This is a genomic window from Microbacterium profundi, assembly GCF_000763375.1.
Classification (GTDB): Bacteria; Actinomycetota; Actinomycetes; order Actinomycetales; family Microbacteriaceae; genus Microbacterium; species Microbacterium profundi.
In genome coordinates this window covers 618,468-638,174 of the sequence record NZ_JPSY01000001.1, presented here as the reverse complement: position 1 = coordinate 638,174, position 19,707 = coordinate 618,468, and the positions used below count along the sequence as shown (strand labels likewise).

Sequence of the window (19,707 nt, the reverse complement as noted above, 5' to 3'; positions counted from 1 at the left end):
ATTGGTGACACAGGTGTAACTTGATCGACTCGCCTGACTGGATCCTCGCCACATGGATTCGGGAATGTTCCCCCGCCTGTGGCGTTTAGAATCTGTACAGACGGCACAACAGGTCATACGCGCGCGCAGGAGGCTCATCCATGGAACAGCACGATCCCTTCGGCTTCGTCGGACTCACCTACGACGACGTGCTGCTCCTTCCCGGTCATACCGACGTGATCCCCAGCGAGGCCGACACGTCCTCGCGCATCACCCGTCGTATCTCGGTCGCCACGCCGCTGCTCTCCAGCGCGATGGATACCGTCACCGAGTCCCGCATGGCCATCGCGATGGCCCGCGAGGGAGGTATCGGCATCCTGCACCGCAATCTCTCGATCGCCGATCAGGCCGCCCACGTCGACCGCGTCAAGCGCAGCGAGTCGGGCATGATCACGGATCCGATCACGACCACCCCTGATGCCACCGTCGACGAGGTCGACAACCTCTGCGCGAAGTACCGCATCTCCGGGCTGCCGGTCGTCGACCCCGACGGGCACCTCGTCGGCATCATCACGAACCGCGACATGCGCTTCGTGTCGGGCTTCGAGCGCCAGACCACGTTCGTCAAGGACGTCATGACCTCCGAGAACCTGGTCACGGCGAAGGTGGGCGTGCCGGCCGGTGAGGTCATCGCGCTGTTCGCCAAGCACCGCGTCGAGAAGCTGCCGCTGCTGGATGAGGACGGCAAGCTCGCCGGTCTCATCACGATCAAGGACTTCGACAAGAGCGAGAAGTACCCCCTGGCCACGAAGGACGACCAGGGCCGGCTGCGCGTTGGCGCCGCGATCGGCTTCTTCGGCGACGCGTGGGAGCGCGCAGAGGCGCTGCGCGACGCCGGCGTCGACGTGCTCGTCGTCGACACGGCCAACGGGCAGTCGCAGGGCGTCATCGATCTCGTGCAGCGGCTCAAGGCCGACGAGTCGTTCGCGCACATCGACATCATCGGCGGCAACGTCGCCACCCGGGAGGGCGCGCAGGCGCTCATCGATGCCGGCGTGGACGCCGTCAAGGTCGGTGTCGGACCCGGATCGATCTGCACCACCCGCGTCGTCGCCGGCGTCGGCGTGCCGCAGGTCACGGCCGTGTACGAGGCCTCTCTCGCAGCCCGCCCCGCAGGCGTGCCGGTGATCGCCGACGGCGGACTGCAGTACTCGGGTGACATCGCGAAGGCGCTCGTCGCCGGTGCGGATGCCGTCATGCTCGGCTCCCTGCTCGCCGGAACCGACGAGTCCCCGGGCGAGATCGTCTTCCAGTCCGGCAAGCAGTTCAAGCAGTACCGCGGCATGGGTTCGCTCGGTGCGATGCAGACCCGCGGCAAGCAGACCTCCTACTCGAAGGACCGTTACTTCCAGGCCGACGTGCCAAGCGATGACAAGCTCATCCCCGAGGGCATCGAGGGCCAAGTGCCGTATCGCGGACCGGTCGCCGCGGTGGCGTACCAGCTCGTCGGAGGGCTGCGGCAGTCGATGTTCTACGTCGGTGCCCGCACGATCGAAGAGCTCAAGACCCGCGGCAAGTTCGTGCGCATCACTTCCGCAGGACTCAAGGAGTCGCACCCCCACGACGTGCAGATCGTGGTCGAGGCGCCCAACTACAAGAAGTAGGCCTTCGCCGGCGCCACCTGCTGCGGGAGGTGCCGCTGCGGGAGGTGTCGCTTTGTGCCGCGTGCGCCGCCGTGATGCGGCCTCTTCGACCACCTCCTGCGGCGAGGGCGCGCGACCTGCTGCGGGAGGTGTCGCTTCGTGCCGCTTGCGCCGCCAGGACGCGGCCACTCGCGCCACCTCGTGAACCGGCGTAGCGTGCTGGCATGTGCCGCAACATCGTCCCGTTGAACAACCTGGAACCTGCCGCGACCGACGAGGAGTGCCACGACGCCGCCGTGCAGTTCGTGCGCAAGATCTCCGGCACGAACGCGCCCTCCAGGGCGAATCAGGAGGTCTTCGACCACGCCGTCGCAGAGATCGAACTGGCGACCCGTGCGCTTCTCGACGCCCTCGTGACTTCCGCGCCGCCGAAGAACCGCGAGCAGGAGGCCACCAAGCGCAAGGCACGCTCCGCCGAGCGCTACGAGGCGATCCGCGTCTACCAGCAGGAGAAGCGCGCCGCACGCGCCACGACATAGGCGCATGCTGCTCCCGAACGGATGCCGCGATGCGCGGCGGTCAAGAAAACGCCGCGTGACGTGATGTGACGCCGGATGACGGCATCCGTCGCCCCGCACGAGAGTCGCCGTTATCGTCGCGTCATGACTCTTCTCCAGGACCAGACCGCACCCATCGCCGATGTCACCCCCGATGAGCGCGCACAGCGCCTCACCGATGCGGGTACGGCGTGGAACGAGCGCATCGCCGCCGACCCGGCGAACGCCGAGATCACCTACAAGGTCGTCGGCCGCGGCGTCGGATCGGTGGGCACCGAGGTGCGTGCAGGCAAGCACCGCTTCCTCGTCGACGAGCCAGGCGCGCTCGCCGGTGACGATGCGGCAGCGAGCCCGGTCGAGTACGCGCTCGGCGCGCTGGTCTCATGCCAGGTCGTCGTGTTCCGCCTGTACGCGCAGGCGCTGGGCCTGACGATCGACGAGATCGAGATCACGGCGGAGGGCGACCTCAACGTCCAGAAGCTCTTCGGGATCGACGAGTCAGGCCGTGCCGGATTCCACGACGTGCGCCTGAAGATCGACATCTCGGGCCCGAACAGTGCAGACGAGTACGCGAATCTCCGCAAGGTCGTCGACGAGCACTGCCCGGTTCTCGACCTCTTCTCGAACCCGGTGTCGACCTCCAGCACTCTGGTCTGAGCATCCGCCCCACGGAACTGATAGCCCGATCGGCTGCGCCACCTGCCACCCGCCACCCGCCGGCCGCCACCCGCCACCCGCCACCCGCCACCCGCCACCCGCCAGCGCGGGAGGTGTCTCTTTCTGCCGCGTCGGCGCGCGCGAAGCGGCCCATTGCGCCACCTCCGTCGGACGGATGGCCTGGCACATTCCGGGAGGTGGTTCTTGATGCCGCATGGCGGCGCGTGACGCGACACCAAGCGACACCTCGCGGGCGGATGCTGGGCGCACTGCAGCAGCAGACTCCGGCACGGGCCTGCGGGCCGGGTAGGCTGGACGGGTGAGCATGGACATCGAACTCGGTCGAGGCAAGCGCGCACGTCGCGCGTACACGTTCGACGACATCGCCGTGGTGCCGTCACGGCGAACCCGCAACCCGGAGGACGTCTCGACCGGGTGGTCGATCGACGCCTACCAGTTCGACACTCCGATCATCGGTGCGCCGATGGACTCGGTCGTCAGCCCCAAGACCGCGATCATGCTGGGCCAGCTCGGCGGCCTCGGCGTGCTCGACCTCGAGGGTGTCTGGACGCGCTACGAAGATCCGGAGCCGCTGCTCGCCGAGATCGCCGGTCTCCCGGCCGACAAGGCCACCGTGCGCATGCAGCAGCTCTACTCCGAGCCGATCAAGCCCGAACTCATCAAGGCCCGCCTCGCCGAGATCCGCGAAGCGGGCGTCACGGTCGCGGGCTCGCTCACGCCGCAGCGCACGCAGGAGCTCTACGAGACCGTGGTCGCAGCCGGCGTCGACCTGTTCGTCATCCGCGGCACGACGGTGTCGGCCGAGCACGTCTCCAGCGTCGCCGAGCCGCTGAACCTGAAGAAGTTCATCTACGACCTCGACGTCCCCGTGATCGTCGGCGGCGCCGCCACCTACACCGCGTCCCTGCACCTGATGCGCACTGGCGCGGCCGGCGTGCTCGTCGGATTCGGTGGGGGAGCGGCGTCCACGACGCGGGCGGTTCTCGGCATCCACGCCCCGATGGCGACCGCCGTCTCGGACGTCGCCGCAGCGCGTCGCGACTACCTCGACGAGTCTGGCGGACGCTACGTGCACGTGATCGCCGACGGCGGCGTCGGCACGTCGGGAGACATCGTCAAGGCGCTCGCCATGGGTGCGGATGCTGTCATGCTCGGCGTCGCTCTGGCACGGGCGACGGATGCTCCGGGTCACGGGTTCCACTGGGGTCCTGAGGCGCACCACCCGCAGCTTCCCCGCGGCCGGCGTGTCGCGGTCGACGGCATCGCCACGCTGGAGGAGATCCTCTACGGGCCGGCCCCGGTCGCAGACGGAACGGCCAACCTCATCGGAGCTCTCCGCAAATCGATGGCGACCACCGGGTACTCCGACCTCAAGGAGTTCCAACGCGTCGAGGTCGTGCTCGCGCCCTACCACTCTTGAACGGCACGCAGATCGTGACGACTTCGCGGGAGTTTCCGCCGACGCTGCGCGAGGTCATGCTGCGCCCGCGCTGGATCGGCGTGCTCGTGCTGGCGCTCGTCGTCGCCGGTGTGTTCGCCTTCCTCGGACAGTGGCAGTTCGAGCGCGCAATCGACACCGAGCCACCGCCCGCCGGGATCACGGAAGATGTGCGACCGCTCACCGATGTCGTCGAACCCGGCGAGTATCTGCCGGAGCCCTACGTCGGGCAGCGCGTCGAGACCGAGGGCACGTGGGTCGCAGGTGACTTCCTGGTCGTGTCCTCGCGCTTCAACGACGGCGCCGAGGGCTACTGGGTGACAGGGCAGCTCCGCGTCGACGATGCCACCTCGATCGCGGTCGCGGTCGGATGGGCTGCGGATCGCGAGACGGCGGATGCCGCGGCATCCGCTCTGGAGAAGAACGCCGCAGGCGCCGAGGCGACGATCACCGGTCGCGTGATCTCGGATGAGGGACCGGGCCTTCCACCCGCCGACGACCCGTTGGCGATGAACAAGATGTCACCCGCCATGCTGCTCGGTCAGTGGCACGATGTCGAAGAGCTGTCGGTCTATCGCCCGTACCTCGCGTCCGTCGATGCGCCGGAGGGGCTCATCGACATCGCATCGCCCGCGCCGGATGAACTCAGCACCGTCAACTGGCTGAACATCTTCTACGCGATCGAGTGGGCTGTGTTCTCCGGCTTCGCGTTCTACATCTGGTATCGCCTGGCGAAGGACCGCTGGGAACTCGAGGTCGAGGCATTCGAGGACTCTGCTCCGGCTTGACCATCGTCCTGGGCTACATGGCGCTCTGGTTAGCAATGGGTGAACACCATTGAGGATGTCGGCGCCGCTCCGTAGGCTCCTCAACATGTGTGCGCGCTGTGAGCGCATACCGCGGCAGTCCTTCCCGAGCTGCCGTTCGATCAGACCGAGGAGTCAGCACCGATGATGTCAGCCCCTGACGACCGGAACCTCAAGGTTCCCGTGTCGCATCGCACAGGCAGGGGCCGCATCGGCACCCTTGCCGCGACCTGTGTCTTCGCCCTCGGCGCAGGCGCACTGGTCGCCACGCCCGCCTTCGCCGACACCGCAGGAACGGGCGTCGTCATCAACGAGGCGTACCTGTCCGGCGGAAGCGCGGGAGCGGCGTTCACGAACAAGTTCGTCGAGCTGTACAACCCGACCGCCGCCGACGTCACCCTCGACGGCATGTCGCTGCAGTACCGCTCGGCGACAGGCACCGCGAACTTCAACGGCGTCGCGCCGCTGACCGGTGTGATCCCGGCCGGCGGGTACTTCCTCGTCCAGGGCAACAGCAACGGCACCAACGGCGCCGCTCTGCCCACCCCGGATGCCGTCACCACGCTGACTCCGAGCGGCACCAACGGCACGCTGGCGCTTGTCGAGGGCACGGCTGCGGTGACACTCACCCCCGGATCGGTCACGGGCGCCGACGGCGTCGTCGATCTTCTCGGCTACGGCACGTCGAACACGTTCGAGACCGCCGCGGCGACCCCGCCGGCGGGCAACACCGACGTCAAGTCGCTGAACCGCACGGATGGCGCCGACACCGACGACAACAGCGCCGACTTCACGCTCTCGGCGACGATCACGCCGCAGAGCTCCGGCGTCACGGATCCGACCGACCCGACCGATCCCACCGATCCCACGGACCCGGTCGACCCCACCACGGCGTCGATCGCCGATGTGCAGGGCACGACCGATGTGTCTCCGCTCAACGGCCAGGCCGTCACCGTCGAGGGCATCGTCACCGGCGACTACCGCGTGGGCGGCTACAAGGGCATCTCTATCCAGACCGCCGGCAGCGGCGGAGACACCGACGCCACTCCCGGCGCATCAGACGGCGTCTTCGTCTTCCTGAACGCGCTCGCCCCGACTCTGGCGATCGGCGACCTCGTCTCGGTCACCGGCACGGTCTCGGAGTACTTCGGTCAGACCCAGATCTCGCCCGCAGCCGTCCAGGACGTCTCCGTCGTCACGGCAGGCGTGGGCGTTCCCGCAGCGACTCCGCTTCCGGAGACGGTGACCGGCACCGACCGCGAGGCATACGAGAACATGCTCGTGGCACCCGCCGGCACCTATCGCCTGGCATCCAGTCACCAGCTGTACAACTTCGGAACGCTGTGGCTGAACCCCGGCGAGCTCAACGTCAAGAGCACGGAGACGACGCGCCCCGGTCCAGACGCCGATGCCATCGCGGCCGCGAACCGCGCCGAGCGCATCCTGCTCGACGACGGCTGGAACTCGCAGGTCACCAGCGGTGCTCACACGGGCGAGCAGCCGTACTTCACGGCCGACAATCCTGTGCGAAACGGCGACGTCGTCGACTTCGCCGACACCGGCTACGTGCTGCAGTACGGCTTCGACGACTGGCGCCTGCAGCCGGTCATCGCGATCGATGACGCGAGCGACGCGGCCTACAAGGCGACGTTCACGACCGAGAACCCGCGCAGCGACACACCCCCCGAGGTCGGCGGCGATGTGCAGTTCGGCGCGTTCAACGTCTTCAACTACTTCACTACGCTGCAGAGTGAGAACTCCGAAGCGCGCGGCGCGAAGACGGCAGAGCTGTTCGCCACTCAGAAGTCGAAGATCGTCACGGCGATCAACGACCTGGATGCGGATGTCGTCGCGCTCATGGAGATGGAGAACTCGGTCCGCTTCGGCAAGCCGGTCGACACGGCGCTCGCCGACCTGGTCGACGGTCTCAACGCGGATGCCGGCTCGGATGTGTGGGACTTCGTCCCGACACCCGAGGCGCTGCTGAGCACCGACACCGATGTGATCACGAACGCGATCATCTACAAGACGGATGCCGTCACTCCCGTCGGCGACAGCGCCACAGTGGTCGACGAGACCGTGTGGGGCAACGCCCGCGAGCCGATCGCGCAGACCTTCGACCTCGACGGCAAGATCGTCTCGGTCGTGGCCAACCACTTCAAGTCGAAGTCAGGCGACGGCGATGAGCCGGCCGATGGTCAGGGCCGGTTCAACGCCGACCGCACCGCCCAGGCGCAGTCGCTGCTCGGGTTCACCGAGACGCTGGCAGAGACCAGCGGTAGCGAAGACATCCTGCTGCTCGGCGACTTCAACGCCTACGGTCAGGAAGACCCGATCGACGTATTCGCACAGGCCGGCTGGACCGACCTCGTGCCGGCGAAGGCCGCAGGCCAGTACACCTACACGTTCGACGGCGAGCTCGGCTCGCTCGACCACGCGATCGCATCGCCTTCACTCACCGAGTCGGTCACCGGCGCGGAAGTGTGGGGGATCAACGCGGCGGAGTGGAGCGACCGCGGCTACTCGTTCGGCGCAGCCGAGTCGGGCACGCCGTTCCGCGCCAGCGATCACGACCCGGTGATCGTCGGCGTCTCCAGCGAGATCCCGCCGGTGAGCATCGACATCGCCACGATCAACGACTTCCACGGCCGTATCGAGGCCGATGGCGTCGCGGCAGGTGCCGCGGTGCTCGCAGGCGCGGTGAAGTCGGTGCGCGATGCGAACCCGAACACGGTGTTCGCCGCCGCCGGTGACCTCATCGGAGCGTCCACGTTCACGTCGTTCATCAACGACGACAACCCGACGATCGATGCGCTCAACGCCGCCGGTCTCGATGTGAGCGCGGCCGGCAACCACGAGTTCGACCAGGGTTGGGAAGACCTGCGCGATCGCGTGCAGGATCGTGCGGACTGGGAGTACACCTCCTCGAACGTGTTCCTCACCGAGACAGGTGAGACAGCACTCGCACCGGCATGGGTCAAGGAGCTCGACGGTGTGCGGGTCGGCTTCATCGGTGCAGTGACCGAAGAACTCGACTCGCTCGTCTCGCCCGAGGGCATCTCCGATCTCGAGGTGCGCGGCATCGTCGACTCGGTCAACGCCGTCGCCGACGACCTCACCGACGGCGACAGCGCCAACGGCGAGGCCGATGTGCTGGTCCTCCTCGTGCACGAGGGCGCCACGTCCACGGACGCCTCGAGCATCACGCCGGAATCAGCACTGGGCGAGATCGTCGCCGGTGTCGATGACAGCGTCAGCGCGATCGTCTCGGCGCACACCCACCTCGCGTACAACCAGGTCATCGACGGCCGTCCGGTCATCTCGGCGGGGAAGTACGGCGAGAACTTCGGTCTGATGAACCTGCAGGTCGACCCGGAGACGAAGGAGCTGCTCTCGATCTCGAACGAGATCAAGCCGCTGACGAAGACCGAGAAGGACCCGGTCACCGGCAAGGACGTCATCACACCGCTGTACGACGCCGACGGCGATGTGCAGGCGATCGTCGATGCGGCCAAGGCCGAGGCCGACATCCTCGGTGCGGAGTCGGTCGGTGCGATCACCGGCGACTTCAACCGTGCGCTTCAGAGCGACGGTGCGGAGAACCGCGGTGGCGAGTCGACCATCGGCAACTTCGTCGCTGACGTGCACAAGTGGGCGACCGGCGCGGACATCGCGATCATGAACCCGGGCGGCATCAGGGCGAACCTGACGTACGCGGGCACCGGCGGACAGGATGCCGACGGCAACGTCACGTTCCGCGAGGCGGCGACGGTGCAGCCGTTCGCCAACACGCTGGTCACGCTGAACCTCACCGGTGCGCAGCTCAAGGGCGTGCTGGAGGAGCAGTGGCAGCCGGCGGGTGCGAGCCGTCCGTTCCTGAAGCTCGGTCTCTCGGAGGGTCTGCAGTACACGTACGACCCGACGGCCGCGGCAGGGGAGAGGATCACCTCGATCACCCTGAACGGCGAGCCGATCGATCCTGCGGCGTCATACGTCGTCGCGGCGAACTCGTTCCTCGCGGCCGGTGGAGACAACTTCTTCACCTTCGCTGAGGGCACTGGCAAGGCCGACACCGGCAAGATCGACCTGCAGTCGATGGTCGACTGGTTCGACGCCAACGGCACGGCTTCGCCCGACCTCGCCCAGCGCGCGGTCGGTGCGACGCTCAGTGCTGCGGATGCCGATGGCTACAGCGCCGGCGATCAGGTCACGATCGACCTGTCGTCGCTCGCGTTCAGCGGGGGAGACCCCGCACCGGCCGAGGTCAGCGTCTCGCTCGGAGACACGGTTCTCGCCACGGGCGCCGTCGACCCGACGATCATCAACACCACGGACGAGGCGGGGCGTGCGAGCCTGACGTTCACTGTTCCGGAGGGCGTGACCGGAGAGCAGCAGCTCACCGTCGCCACCGCGGACGGTACGAGCGTGCAGGTGCCGTTCACGATCACCGGCGAGGACGGCGGCGGCGAATTCGTCGGCACCGTCGAGGTCGGGGCGAAGACGGTCAGCGCAGGCAAGAACCTCACCGTGACCGGTGCGGACTTCGAGCCCGGCGAGACGGTCGCGATCTCGCTCGAGTCGAAGAAGGGCAAGGTCATCGACCTCGGCACCGCGGTCGTGAACGAGGACGGCACCTTCACCAGCTCGGTCACAGTCCCCAAGAAGACGGATGCCGGTAAGTACACGGTCATCGTCGCTCAGGAGGACGGCGACCAGGCCACCGGCACGGTCACCGTCAACCGCGGCAACGGCAACGGCAACGGCGGGGGTGTCGTACGAGACGTCCTCGACTGGCTGTGGGGCCTCATCACCGGCTGGTTCTGACCGCTGAACCGCTGATACAAGGAGGCCGCCGGGAGTGATCCCGGCGGCCTCCGCCGTGTGCAGCGCCTTGCCCGCCTCGTCGAGCGCCTTGCCCGCCGGCTCGATCGGGGGCGCCGGAACCCCTGCGCGACCCCGGGTAGACTTGACTGCATGCCAGAACCGAAAGCTGCCTCCTTTCCGAAGATCCGTGGGGCGCTGAAGTTCTATCAGATCGCGTCGATCATCACCGGTGTCATGCTGCTTCTGCTGCTGGCCGAGATGATCCTGAAGTACAGCCCGATCCACGTGGAGCTGATCGCCGGCGGCTCTGGCGGCTTCCTCTGGTTCGCTCCGGTCATCGTCGGCGACGGATGCCAGTGGTTCTCGCTGTTCGTGCCCGGCGGCATGGGCTGCGAGCTCATCTCAGTGGGGGACGGAGCGAACCTGTCTCTGCTCATCCTCGTCACGCACGGCTGGTTCTACGTCGTTTACCTCTTCTCCGCGTTCCGCCTGTGGAGCCTGATGCGGTGGCCGTTCAGCCGCTTCGTCATGCTCGCTCTCGGCGGCGTCATCCCCGCGCTCTCCTTCATCATGGAGGCCAAGGTCTCTCGCGAGGTCAAGGCGTATCTCGCATCGCGTGAGGCGGCAGTCGCCGCCGAGGCATCAGAAAGCCAGGAGGCAGCGCGATGAGCGCCGACACCGCACAGCGTCCCGTCCTCGTCGTCGACTTCGGCGCACAGTACGCACAGCTCATCGCCCGCCGCGTACGCGAAGCCGGCGTCTACAGCGAGATCGTGCCGCACACGGTGACCGCCGCAGACATCGCCGCGAAGAACCCGGTCGCGCTCATCCTCTCCGGCGGCCCTTCATCCGTCTACGAAGAGGGCGCACCTGCGCTCGACAGCGACATCTTCGACCTCGGCGTCCCCACGCTCGGCATCTGCTACGGCTTCCAGGTCATGGCCCGAGCCCTCGGCGGCGAGGTCGCGAACACCGGCCTCCGCGAATACGGCGCGACGGATGCTTCGCTCACGGGTGATGGCGGCGTGCTGCTCGGCGGCCAGCCGGACACCCAGAACGTGTGGATGAGCCACGGCGACCAGGTCGCCCGCGCACCAGAGGGCTTCGAGGTCCTCGCATCCACCGCAGACACGCCTGTCGCAGCCTTCGGCAGCGCCGAGAAGGGCTTCTACGGCGTGCAGTGGCACCCTGAGGTCAAGCACACCGATCGCGGCCAGGAGGTCATCGAGAACTTCCTGCACAAGGCCGCAGGTCTCGCAGCCGACTGGAACAGCGGCAACGTGATCGATGAGCAGGTCGCCCGCATCCGCGAGCAGGTCGGCTCCGCCCGCGTCATCTCCGCACTCTCCGGCGGCGTCGACTCCGCCGTCTCGACCGCCCTCGTGCACAAGGCGATCGGAGACCAGCTCACCGCGGTGTTCGTGGATCACGGACTTCTCCGCAAGGGCGAGCGCGAGCAGGTCGAGCAGGATTACGTCGCATCCACCGGCGTGCGCCTGATCACGGTGGATGCCGCCGACACGTTCCTCGGGCATCTGAAGGGCGTCAGCGACCCCGAGCAGAAGCGCAAGATCATCGGCCGCGAGTTCATCCGCGCGTTCGAGAAGGTGCAGCTCGACCTGGTCGCCGAGGCCAAGGCCGAGGGCGAGCCGATCAAGTTCCTCGTGCAGGGCACGCTCTACCCCGACGTCGTCGAATCGGGCGGTGGCACCGGCACCGCGAACATCAAGTCGCACCACAACGTCGGCGGCCTGCCGGAAGACCTTGACTTCGAGCTCATCGAACCGCTGCGCACTCTGTTCAAGGATGAGGTGCGTCAGATCGGTCGCGACCTCGGGCTTCCCGAGGCGATCGTCGGACGTCAGCCGTTTCCGGGGCCAGGCCTCGGCATCCGCATCGTGGGTGAGGTCACCGCTGACCGTCTCGAGATTCTGCGCGAGGCCGACGCCATCGCCCGTGAGGAGCTGACCAGGGCCGGCCTCGACAGCGAGATCTGGCAGTGCCCGGTCGTGCTGCTGGCCGACGTGCGCTCGGTGGGCGTGCAGGGCGACGGCCGCACCTACGGTCACCCGATCGTGCTGCGCCCGGTCTCCAGCGAAGACGCCATGACAGCCGACTGGACCCGCCTGCCCTACGACGTGCTGTCGAAGATCTCCAACCGGATCACCAACAGCGTCCGCGACGTGAACCGCGTGGTGCTGGATGTCACGTCCAAGCCCCCGGGAACCATCGAGTGGGAGTGACGTGGGCGGAATCGCGCTAGATTCCGCACTGCCGGATGCGGAGTACATCGTGCTCTCCAGTCGGCTGGTCCCCGACCTCGACGGGGGCTACACGATCGCGACGCTGTCGCGTGCGATGCAGCTCGCGGCTGCAGGCGCCGCCGAGGGTGCGGGGCCGCTGCTGCTCACCTTCGATCCAGCGGATGCTGCGACTCACGCCACGCATCGGGCGACGTTCGCGCGGCGCGGGGCAGTCGCAGACCCTGCGCGCATGCGCAACCTGTTCGACGAGGCGGCGTCCCCTGACGGCGGCGCGGCCGTGTGGCTGCGCGAAGCGGCATCCGCAGACCTGTCGACGCGCCTCGCTGAGCGCGAGTATCGCGTGCTGCGCGATGCGGAGAATCGGCCGTTCGCAGCTCTCCCGGTGATCCCTGGCAACCCGGACTGGCACCTCACGGAGGAGCCGGTGCTCGTCTACGACGAGACGGCGCAGGTGATCGGCGGGGTCGCCGGCTTCCGGGGCCTGTACAACGCGTGGCTTCGGCATGTCGCTGCGGCGTTCGACGGGCGGCCGCTCGTGGTCGTCTGCGAGTCGCGACAGCTCGGCGAGCTGATCGCCGACTGGGACGACCCGCGCGTGCGCGTCATCCACACGATCCACACGATGCACCTCGAGGCGCCCTACACGCCGGATGCCGCGATGAACGCCCTGTGGACGCGCTGGTTCGCGCTCGCCGACCGCTTCGACGCCGTGGCATGGCCGACCAGGACGCAGCGTGATGACGTCGTCGCCCGGTTCGGCGACGCCGCTCGCCACGTCGTGATCCCGAACGCGGCCCCCGATTCCGAGACGCGCGCCGCGACCACGCTCGAGCGCGAACCCGGCCTCGTCGTCGTGCTCGGACGTCTCGCTCCTGGCAAACGCATCGACCATTCCATCCGTGCGTTCCTCGCCGCGGACGTCACGGGATCCCGCATGGAGATCTGGGGCGGGGGAGCGGAGCACGACGCACTTCAGGCGATGATCGACGAGCGCGGTGCACGCTCGCGGGTCATGCTCGCCGGTCACACCGATGCCCCGGGCCGAGTGCTCGATCGTGCATCTGTCGTGGTCACGTCCACGGCGTTCGAGGGCCAGGGTCTGTCGATCCTCGAGGCTCTGCTGCACGGTGTGCCGGTGGTCTCGTACGACGTGCGCTACGGGCCAGGCGACCTGCTGGCGGGCGGCGGGGGGATCCTCGTGCCTGACGGCGACGAGGCCGCGCTCGCCGACGCACTGCGCAGTGTTCTCACCGACCATGAGCTGTACGCCCGCCTGGTTGCGGAGGCGCCGGTCGCGGCATCCGCGTGGAGCGCCGAACGCGCGATCGAGGCGTTCGCCGCCACTGTGCGCGAGGTCCTCGCCGCACCACCCCGCCGCTGATTCCAGAAGGCTGATTCCAGAAGTCTTCTCCCGAGGTGCCGACCCGGGTCTTCCCCGTTCGACGTCTTCGCGAGGGATTCGCGCGGCCCCGCGAGCCGGGGAAAGGTGCGAGGGGTGTTCGCCTCGTGCCACCCCGTACTCCCGCGAGAGGGCCCGTTCCGAATTCGCCACGCCCGCGCGACTCGCGGGGAACGAAAGGGAACGGGCCCTCCTGGAGGCGAAAGCCTCCGAGTAGTCAGATCTAGTCGCGGACCTTGCTGCCACGGCCGACGATCAGACCATAGATCAGCAGCACGATGATCGCGCCACCGATCGCGAGAAGCCAGGTGGACAGGCTCCAGAACTCGTTGAGACCGACGCCGAAGAGCATTCCGCCGATCCAGCCGCCGAGGATTGCTCCGACGACACCGAGAATCAGAGTGACGATCCAGCCGCCACCCTGCTTACCGGGCAGGATCAGTTTTGCGATCGCTCCGGCGATCAATCCGAGGATAAGAAATGCGAGGAAACCCATGATGTAAATCCCCTTTCTGTAGCGGTGAGCCAACTATGCTCCCCACTTTGCACAAAAGCCACCCCCTTGCGCGCGTGTCGAGAATATGGGAAAAGGCCCCGGCTCCGAAGAGCTGGGGCCTTTCAGCGGACCTTCTCGCGGTCAGTTGCTGCCGCGGGCGATCGCGATGATGCGCAGGATCTCGATGTAGAGCCAGACGACCGTGACCATGATGCCGAAACCGCCGACCCAGCCGTACTTGCGGGGAGCGCCGTTGCGCACACCCTGCTGGATCTGGTCGAAGTCGAGCACCAGCGAGTATGCCGCCATGAAGACGACCAGCACACCGATGATCAGGCCGAGCGGAATGCCCATGATCTCGACGCTGCGCAGTCCGAACGCGTTGTCGTTGATGCCGGTCCACATGAGCACGAGGTTCAGCAACGAGAAGACGAGGTAGCCGACCATCGCGATCATGAAGATCTTGGTCATCTTCGCGGATGCGCGGATCTTGCCGCTCGCGAAGAGCGCCAGAGTCACGCCGACGACGGCGACCGTCGCGAGCGTCGCCTGTACGACGATGCCGGGGTAGAGAAGCTCGAAGAACGCCGAGATACCACCGACGAACACACCCTCGAATGCCGCGTAGGCGAAGATCAGCGCCGGGCGCACCTTCTTGCGGGAGGTGAAGGTGATGATCATGGCGAGCACGAAGCCGCCGAGGGCGCCGACGATCATCGGAAGCATCGATACGCCAGCGGTCGGGTCGACGCTGACGCCGCCCAGTGTCCACACCCAGCCGACGACTGCCGTGACGAGAAGGATCGCGAACAGGCCTGCGGTCTTCCAGACGGTGTCCTCGACGCTCATGCGGTCGGTCTCGATGGAACCGGCCGGCGGCGCGGCGTACATGCCTTCGAGCTGCGCGTTCGCGGCAGCATCCATGCCCGCTTGCGCGAGCGATGCGGTCTGCGCGCCCTGGGCGCCGGCGGCGCCGGGATAGGTCGCGACGTTCCGCGGATCCTGCTTCTGGAACGCCGGGTTGTTGAATGCGAAATTGCTCATGGTGGGCCTCACTCCGAACGGGTTTCAAGGTCGCTTTCCTCCACGATACCGGTGCATCGGCATGTAAGGGTGTGTTCTACGCTGTGAGCATGCCCAGGAGGTCTCCACTCGTCATCGGTCATCGCGGAGCCCCTGGCTACCGCCCCGAGCACAGCAGGTCTTCGTATGAACTCGCCCTCGCGATGGGGGTGGACGCTGTGGAGCCGGACATCGTCGCGACGAAGGACGGCGTGCTGGTCGTCCGTCACGAGAACGAGATATCGGGCACCACCGATGTGGCGCACCGCCCCGAGTTCGCCGACCGCAAGACGACCAAGCGTGTCGACGGGCAGGCGCTGACGGGCTGGTTCACCGAGGACTTCACCTGGGACGAAATCGCGACCCTGCGCACGACGGAGCGGATTCCGGCCGTGCGCACGACCAGTGCGACGTTCGACGGAAAGCAGGGCGTGCTGCGCCTGACGGACCTGCTCGACCTCGTGCGCGCGGGCTCTGCCGAACACGGCCGGGAGATCGGCGTCGTGCTGGAGATCAAGCACGCCACCTACTTCGAGAGCATCGGTCTGGATCTGGCGTCCATGATCGTCAGGGACCTCCGATCGGCGGGCTGGGCCGACGGCGAACTTCCCCTGATCATCGAGGCTTTCGAGTCGACGGTGCTCGCCCGGCTGCGGGCGATGGGCATCCCCGCCTCGTACATCTATCTGATCGAGGCATCCGGTCGTCCTTACGATCAGCTCGTCGCACAGGGCAAGGCGGCCGCGACCTACAAGGAGACGGTCGCACCGCAGGGGCTGGACGCGCTGGTCGGCAAGGTCGACGGCGTCAGCGTCAACAAGCGGATGCTGCTGGCCAAGGGCAGCACGATCGTCGCGGATGCGCACGCCAGGGGATTGAAGGTGTTCACCTGGACGGCGCGTCCGGAGAACTCGTTCCTCGCCGCCGAGTTCCGCGGCGAGGGCGGCAAGGCGGCGTTCGGCGACTACGAAGCGGAGTGGGCTGTGTTGGCGGATGCCGGTATCGACGGTGTCTTCGTCGATCATCCTGATCTCGGCGTCGCGTTCTTCCGCCGCTGACTGTGTTCGGGCGCTCGCATCCGAGCGTCCGCCGGACATGGCCCGTTCACTCCGCGTACACGTTCTCGACTCAGGAATTTAAGCGCGACTCGATGGTCTGAATCCATCCGGTTCCCCCCCTTCTGACCCCTGGAGTCACATGTCTCGCCTGCAACGCGGGTTCGCGACGACGGCGGTGTGCGCGATGAGCGCCACCCTGCTGCTCGCCGTTCCCACCACCGCCTTCGGCGCCACTGCCGTCGATGCCGCGGCGCCCCTCGGCGTCCGGATCAACGAGGTCGTCTCCAACGGGGGCAGCCCCGACGATTGGATCGAGTTCTACAACGAATCCGATGCCGACGTCGATCTGAGCGGCTACATCGTCCAGGACAACAGCGAGAAGAATCCGTACGAGTTCCCCGCAGGAACGATCGTGACGCCGGGCGGCTACCTCGTCCTCGATACCCTGTCCGACACGGGTGAGGGCGACTTCGACTTCGGCCTCGGCAAGGGCGACAGCGTGCGCGTGTTCGCACCGGGCGACGCCAACGGCGCCGAGCCGCTGCTGCAGACGACCTGGCCGGAGGGCATGCACGCCGTGCCGAGCTGGGGCGCGCAGGATGTGGACGGCGAACCGGTCTGGGGCCTGACCACGGCATCGACCAAGGGCGCGGAGAACACGTTCGAGGCGATCCCGGAAGAGCCCGAGGAGCCTGGGGAGCCTGAGACACCGGTCGCCGGATCCGTCCGGATCAACGAGGTCGACTCGCAGCCCGCCGACTGGGTGGAGTTCTACAACCCGGGCGACGTGGCCTTCGACCTCTCCGGCTACGAGATCCGCGACAACTCCGAGGACCACCGCTGGCAGTTCGCGCCGGGCACGACTCTCGATGCCGGCGGATTCCTCGTCGTCGAAGAGGGCACGATCGGTGTCGTCGGCGGCGTCGAGACGGCGTTCCGCGACCCGATCGGCATCGGCTCCACCGACCGCATCCGTCTGTTCGACACCTCCGGTGCGCTCGTCGACGACACTCTCCCCTGGGAAGGCCATGCTGCGATCGACGGCGACTTCGCCGCCGCCACGCTGGCACGCTGCATCGACGGCGAAGGGGCGTTCGCCCTCGCGACGCCGACGCCGGGAGCATCCAACGTCTGTGTCGCACCCGACGTCGTGATCAACGAGATCGAGTCGAACGGCGACGCGACCGACTGGGTCGAGGTCTTCAACGCCGGCGCGACGGCCGTCGACATGTCCGACTGGACCCTGATGGACAGCGACCCCGCAGGGCACGCGGCCGAGACGACTCCGCTGCCGGCCGGCACGGTGCTGGCTGCGGGCGGGTACCTCGTGTTCGACCAGCCCGCGAACTTCGAGTTCGGCCTCGGCGGCGGCGACACCGTCACGGTGCGCGACGCGAACGGCAAGACGGTCGCCGAGCACGTCTACGCCGATCACGCCAAGGGCGTCTGGGCGCGCTGCGGCGACGAGTTCATCGACGTCGCGCTGTCCACCAAGGGCGCGGTGAACGTCTGCGAGGGCGGTGGTGACGACGGCGGCGAGCTCGAGCTCGCCACGTGGCCCGGCTCCGCCGACGTGCGAGTGCTGGACTCCGCGCCGATGTTCCTCGAGGACAGCTCCGGACTCGACGTCCAGGAGACGGCAGACGGCACCTTCCTCTGGGCGGTCGACAACGGTGAGGGCCGCATCTGGAAGCTCAAGGCCTCGGCTGACGGCTCCGTCTCGATGGTCGACGGCTGGGCGGACGGCAAGCGCGTGCGCTTCCAGAAGGATGCCGACGCACCCGGTGCAGCCGGCCCCGACACCGAGGGCATCACGGCCGACGCCGAAGGGCTCGTCTATGTGGCATCCGAGCGCGACAACAGTGCGAAGGGCGTCAACCAGAACAACATCCTGCAGGTCGACCCGAACGGCGCCGGCCCCGACCTCGTCGCGTTGACCGAGTGGGACCTTACCGCACTGCTCCCCGCCGTCGGCGCGAACCTCGGCATCGAGGCGGTCGAGTGGGTGCCGGATGCCGCGCTCACCGGGAAGCTGTTCGACGACGCGGCTCAGGCGGCCTACGACCCGGCGACGTACGCAGGCAAGAACGCCGGTCTCTTCTTCGTCGCAGTCGAGGACAACGGCGGCGTGTACGCGTTCGCGCTGACCGCCGACGGCTCGGCGCAGCTCGTCTCGACGATCGACCCTGGTCTCGCGGGCGTCATGGCGCTGGACTACGACTCGGTGCTCGGCGTGGTGTGGGCCGTCTGCGACGACGGATGCCAGGGTGCCTCTGCGCAGATCACGCTCAACGGCACGGCCCAACCCGCCATCGCACACTTCGCACGGGCGGCAGGTCTGCCCGACATCAACAACGAGGGCTTCGCCACGGCGCCGGCCTCACTCGCATCGAACGGCCAGCGCCCGGTGTGGTGGTTCGCCGACGGGTTCGCCTCCGAGGCACTGCGCACGGGGACGCTGCCGGCCGGCAGCGGCGGCGAGGGCCCCGGTGAGGGGCCGGGCGAAGGCCCTGGCTCCGGTGATGGCGGTAGCCAGCCCGGCCCGTCGATCGAGCCACTGCCCGGCGACGCGATCGTCGACGGCAACCGTGGCGGAGCGACGGTGGACAAGTCATCCGTCGCCCCCGGCGAGAAGGTGACGATCACGCTCGCGCAGAACCCCGGCGCCGACGTCGAGGTCTGGATGTATTCCGACCCGACGTTCCTCACCGACGGCACGCTGAGCGCCGCGGGTGCGATCACGGTCACGATCCCGAAGGATGCGGCAGCCGGCGCCCATCGTCTCGCGGTGTACTCCGCGGACGGCGAGCTGCTGGGCTGGGTGAACATCCAGGTCACCGCTGCCGGCGGCGGGCTCGCGACCACGGGCTCCGAACTCCCGGCCGCAGCCCTCGTGCTCGCACTGGGACTCCTGTTCGCCGGTGCGATCGCAGTGACCCTGCGTCGCCGGCGGCAGACGGCGTAGCCGTTCAGCGCTGAAGGCGCGTGGAGCCGACCGCTCCACGCGCCTTTGCTGTCGAGTCACTGCTGCGCAGCGATCTCGCAGCGCTCGCTGCCGGTGAGCGCATGATGCAGCCACTCGCGAAGACCCGTCAGCGCGAGCCGTCGAACGCGCCCCTGCGGGTCGAGACGATGTCCTTGCCGAGCGGCATGAGTGAGATCGGCACCATCTTGAAATCGGCGATGCCCATCGGGATGCCGATGATCGTGACGCAGAGGGCGATGCCGGAGACGATGTGGCCGATCGCGAGCCACCAGCCGGCGAGGACGACCCACACCACGTTGCCGAGGAACGCGCCGACGCCGCCCCGCGGCTTGTCGATGATCTGGCGGCCGAACGGCCAGAGCGCGTAGCCGGCGATGCGGAACGACGCGATGCCCCAGGGGATCGTGACGATCAGGATGCACAGGATGATGCCCGCGAGCATGTAGCCCAGGAACAGCCAGAATCCGGACAGGACCAGCCAGATGACGTTGAGGATCGTGCGCATGGTTCTTCCTGT

At 67.7% G+C, this 19,707-nt stretch carries 14 protein-coding genes; 11 read left to right on the top strand and 3 right to left on the bottom strand.

Annotated elements, in window-relative coordinates; translation table 11 throughout:
• Positions 1-140: 140 nt before the first annotated feature.
• From guaB to JF52_RS0102905, 9 genes are all read left to right on the top strand, one after another.
• Complete coding sequence (guaB, locus tag JF52_RS0102945; protein WP_033104970.1) at positions 141-1,643, top strand: IMP dehydrogenase; 1,503 nt, start codon at positions 141-143, stop codon at positions 1,641-1,643.
• A gap of 203 nt (positions 1,644-1,846) precedes the next feature.
• Entirely contained in the window at positions 1,847-2,161 is a 315-nt protein-coding gene (locus JF52_RS0102940) for a DUF2277 domain-containing protein (protein ID WP_033104969.1), read from the top strand.
• A 123-nt stretch (positions 2,162-2,284) separates the two neighbouring features.
• Positions 2,285-2,836, top strand: a complete 552-nt coding sequence (locus tag JF52_RS0102935; RefSeq protein ID WP_033106238.1) for an OsmC family protein — start codon at positions 2,285-2,287, stop codon at positions 2,834-2,836.
• 325 nt (positions 2,837-3,161) lie between these two features.
• The gene (locus JF52_RS0102930) at positions 3,162-4,277 is read left to right on the top strand and encodes a GuaB3 family IMP dehydrogenase-related protein (protein ID WP_033104968.1); all 1,116 of its coding nucleotides are present in this window, start codon (positions 3,162-3,164) and stop codon (positions 4,275-4,277) included.
• A gap of 56 nt (positions 4,278-4,333) precedes the next feature.
• Positions 4,334-5,083: an SURF1 family protein gene (locus tag JF52_RS0102925; RefSeq protein ID WP_052166907.1), complete on the top strand. Its 750-nt coding sequence runs from the start codon at positions 4,334-4,336 to the stop codon at positions 5,081-5,083.
• 162 nt (positions 5,084-5,245) lie between these two features.
• Positions 5,246-9,925 (top strand): ExeM/NucH family extracellular endonuclease, encoded by a 4,680-nt coding sequence (locus tag JF52_RS0102920; RefSeq protein ID WP_052166709.1) that lies wholly within the window; start codon positions 5,246-5,248, stop codon positions 9,923-9,925.
• Positions 9,926-10,075: 150 nt separating this feature from the next.
• Positions 10,076-10,594 (top strand): DUF3817 domain-containing protein, encoded by a 519-nt coding sequence (locus JF52_RS0102915; protein ID WP_033104966.1) that lies wholly within the window; start codon positions 10,076-10,078, stop codon positions 10,592-10,594.
• Complete coding sequence (gene guaA / locus JF52_RS0102910; protein ID WP_033104965.1) at positions 10,591-12,168, top strand: glutamine-hydrolyzing GMP synthase; 1,578 nt, start codon at positions 10,591-10,593, stop codon at positions 12,166-12,168. Before JF52_RS0102915 ends, guaA begins: the two co-directional genes overlap by 4 nt.
• A 1-nt stretch (position 12,169) precedes the next feature.
• Positions 12,170-13,570 (top strand): glycosyltransferase, encoded by a 1,401-nt coding sequence (locus JF52_RS0102905; protein ID WP_052166708.1) that lies wholly within the window; start codon positions 12,170-12,172, stop codon positions 13,568-13,570.
• Between the two features lie 241 nt (positions 13,571-13,811).
• Here JF52_RS0102905 and JF52_RS0102900 read toward each other — a convergent pair whose 3' ends face one another.
• Together JF52_RS0102900 and JF52_RS0102895 are read right to left on the bottom strand one after the other, a co-directional pair.
• On the bottom strand, positions 13,812-14,084 hold the full coding sequence (locus tag JF52_RS0102900; RefSeq protein WP_033104964.1) for a GlsB/YeaQ/YmgE family stress response membrane protein: 273 nt from the start codon (positions 14,082-14,084) through the stop codon (positions 13,812-13,814).
• Positions 14,085-14,225: 141 nt separating this feature from the next.
• Positions 14,226-15,128 carry a Bax inhibitor-1/YccA family protein gene (locus tag JF52_RS0102895; protein WP_033104963.1) on the bottom strand — a complete coding sequence of 301 codons (903 nt, stop codon included), beginning with the start codon at positions 15,126-15,128 and terminating at the stop codon, positions 14,226-14,228.
• 89 nt (positions 15,129-15,217) lie between these two features.
• Here JF52_RS0102895 and JF52_RS0102890 point away from each other — a divergent pair, with 89 nt between their 5' ends.
• Both JF52_RS0102890 and JF52_RS16400 read left to right on the top strand, forming a co-directional pair.
• Positions 15,218-16,204 (top strand): glycerophosphodiester phosphodiesterase family protein, encoded by a 987-nt coding sequence (locus JF52_RS0102890; RefSeq protein WP_033106235.1) that lies wholly within the window; start codon positions 15,218-15,220, stop codon positions 16,202-16,204.
• Positions 16,205-16,343: 139 nt separating this feature from the next.
• Positions 16,344-19,169 carry a lamin tail domain-containing protein gene (locus tag JF52_RS16400; protein WP_052166707.1) on the top strand — a complete coding sequence of 942 codons (2,826 nt, stop codon included), beginning with the start codon at positions 16,344-16,346 and terminating at the stop codon, positions 19,167-19,169.
• Positions 19,170-19,296: 127 nt separating this feature from the next.
• Here the strand turns inward: JF52_RS16400 and JF52_RS0102880 are convergent, their stop codons facing one another.
• Positions 19,297-19,695, bottom strand: coding sequence for a YccF domain-containing protein (locus JF52_RS0102880; protein ID WP_033104962.1), 399 nt, complete (start codon positions 19,693-19,695; stop codon positions 19,297-19,299).
• Positions 19,696-19,707 lie beyond the last annotated feature (12 nt).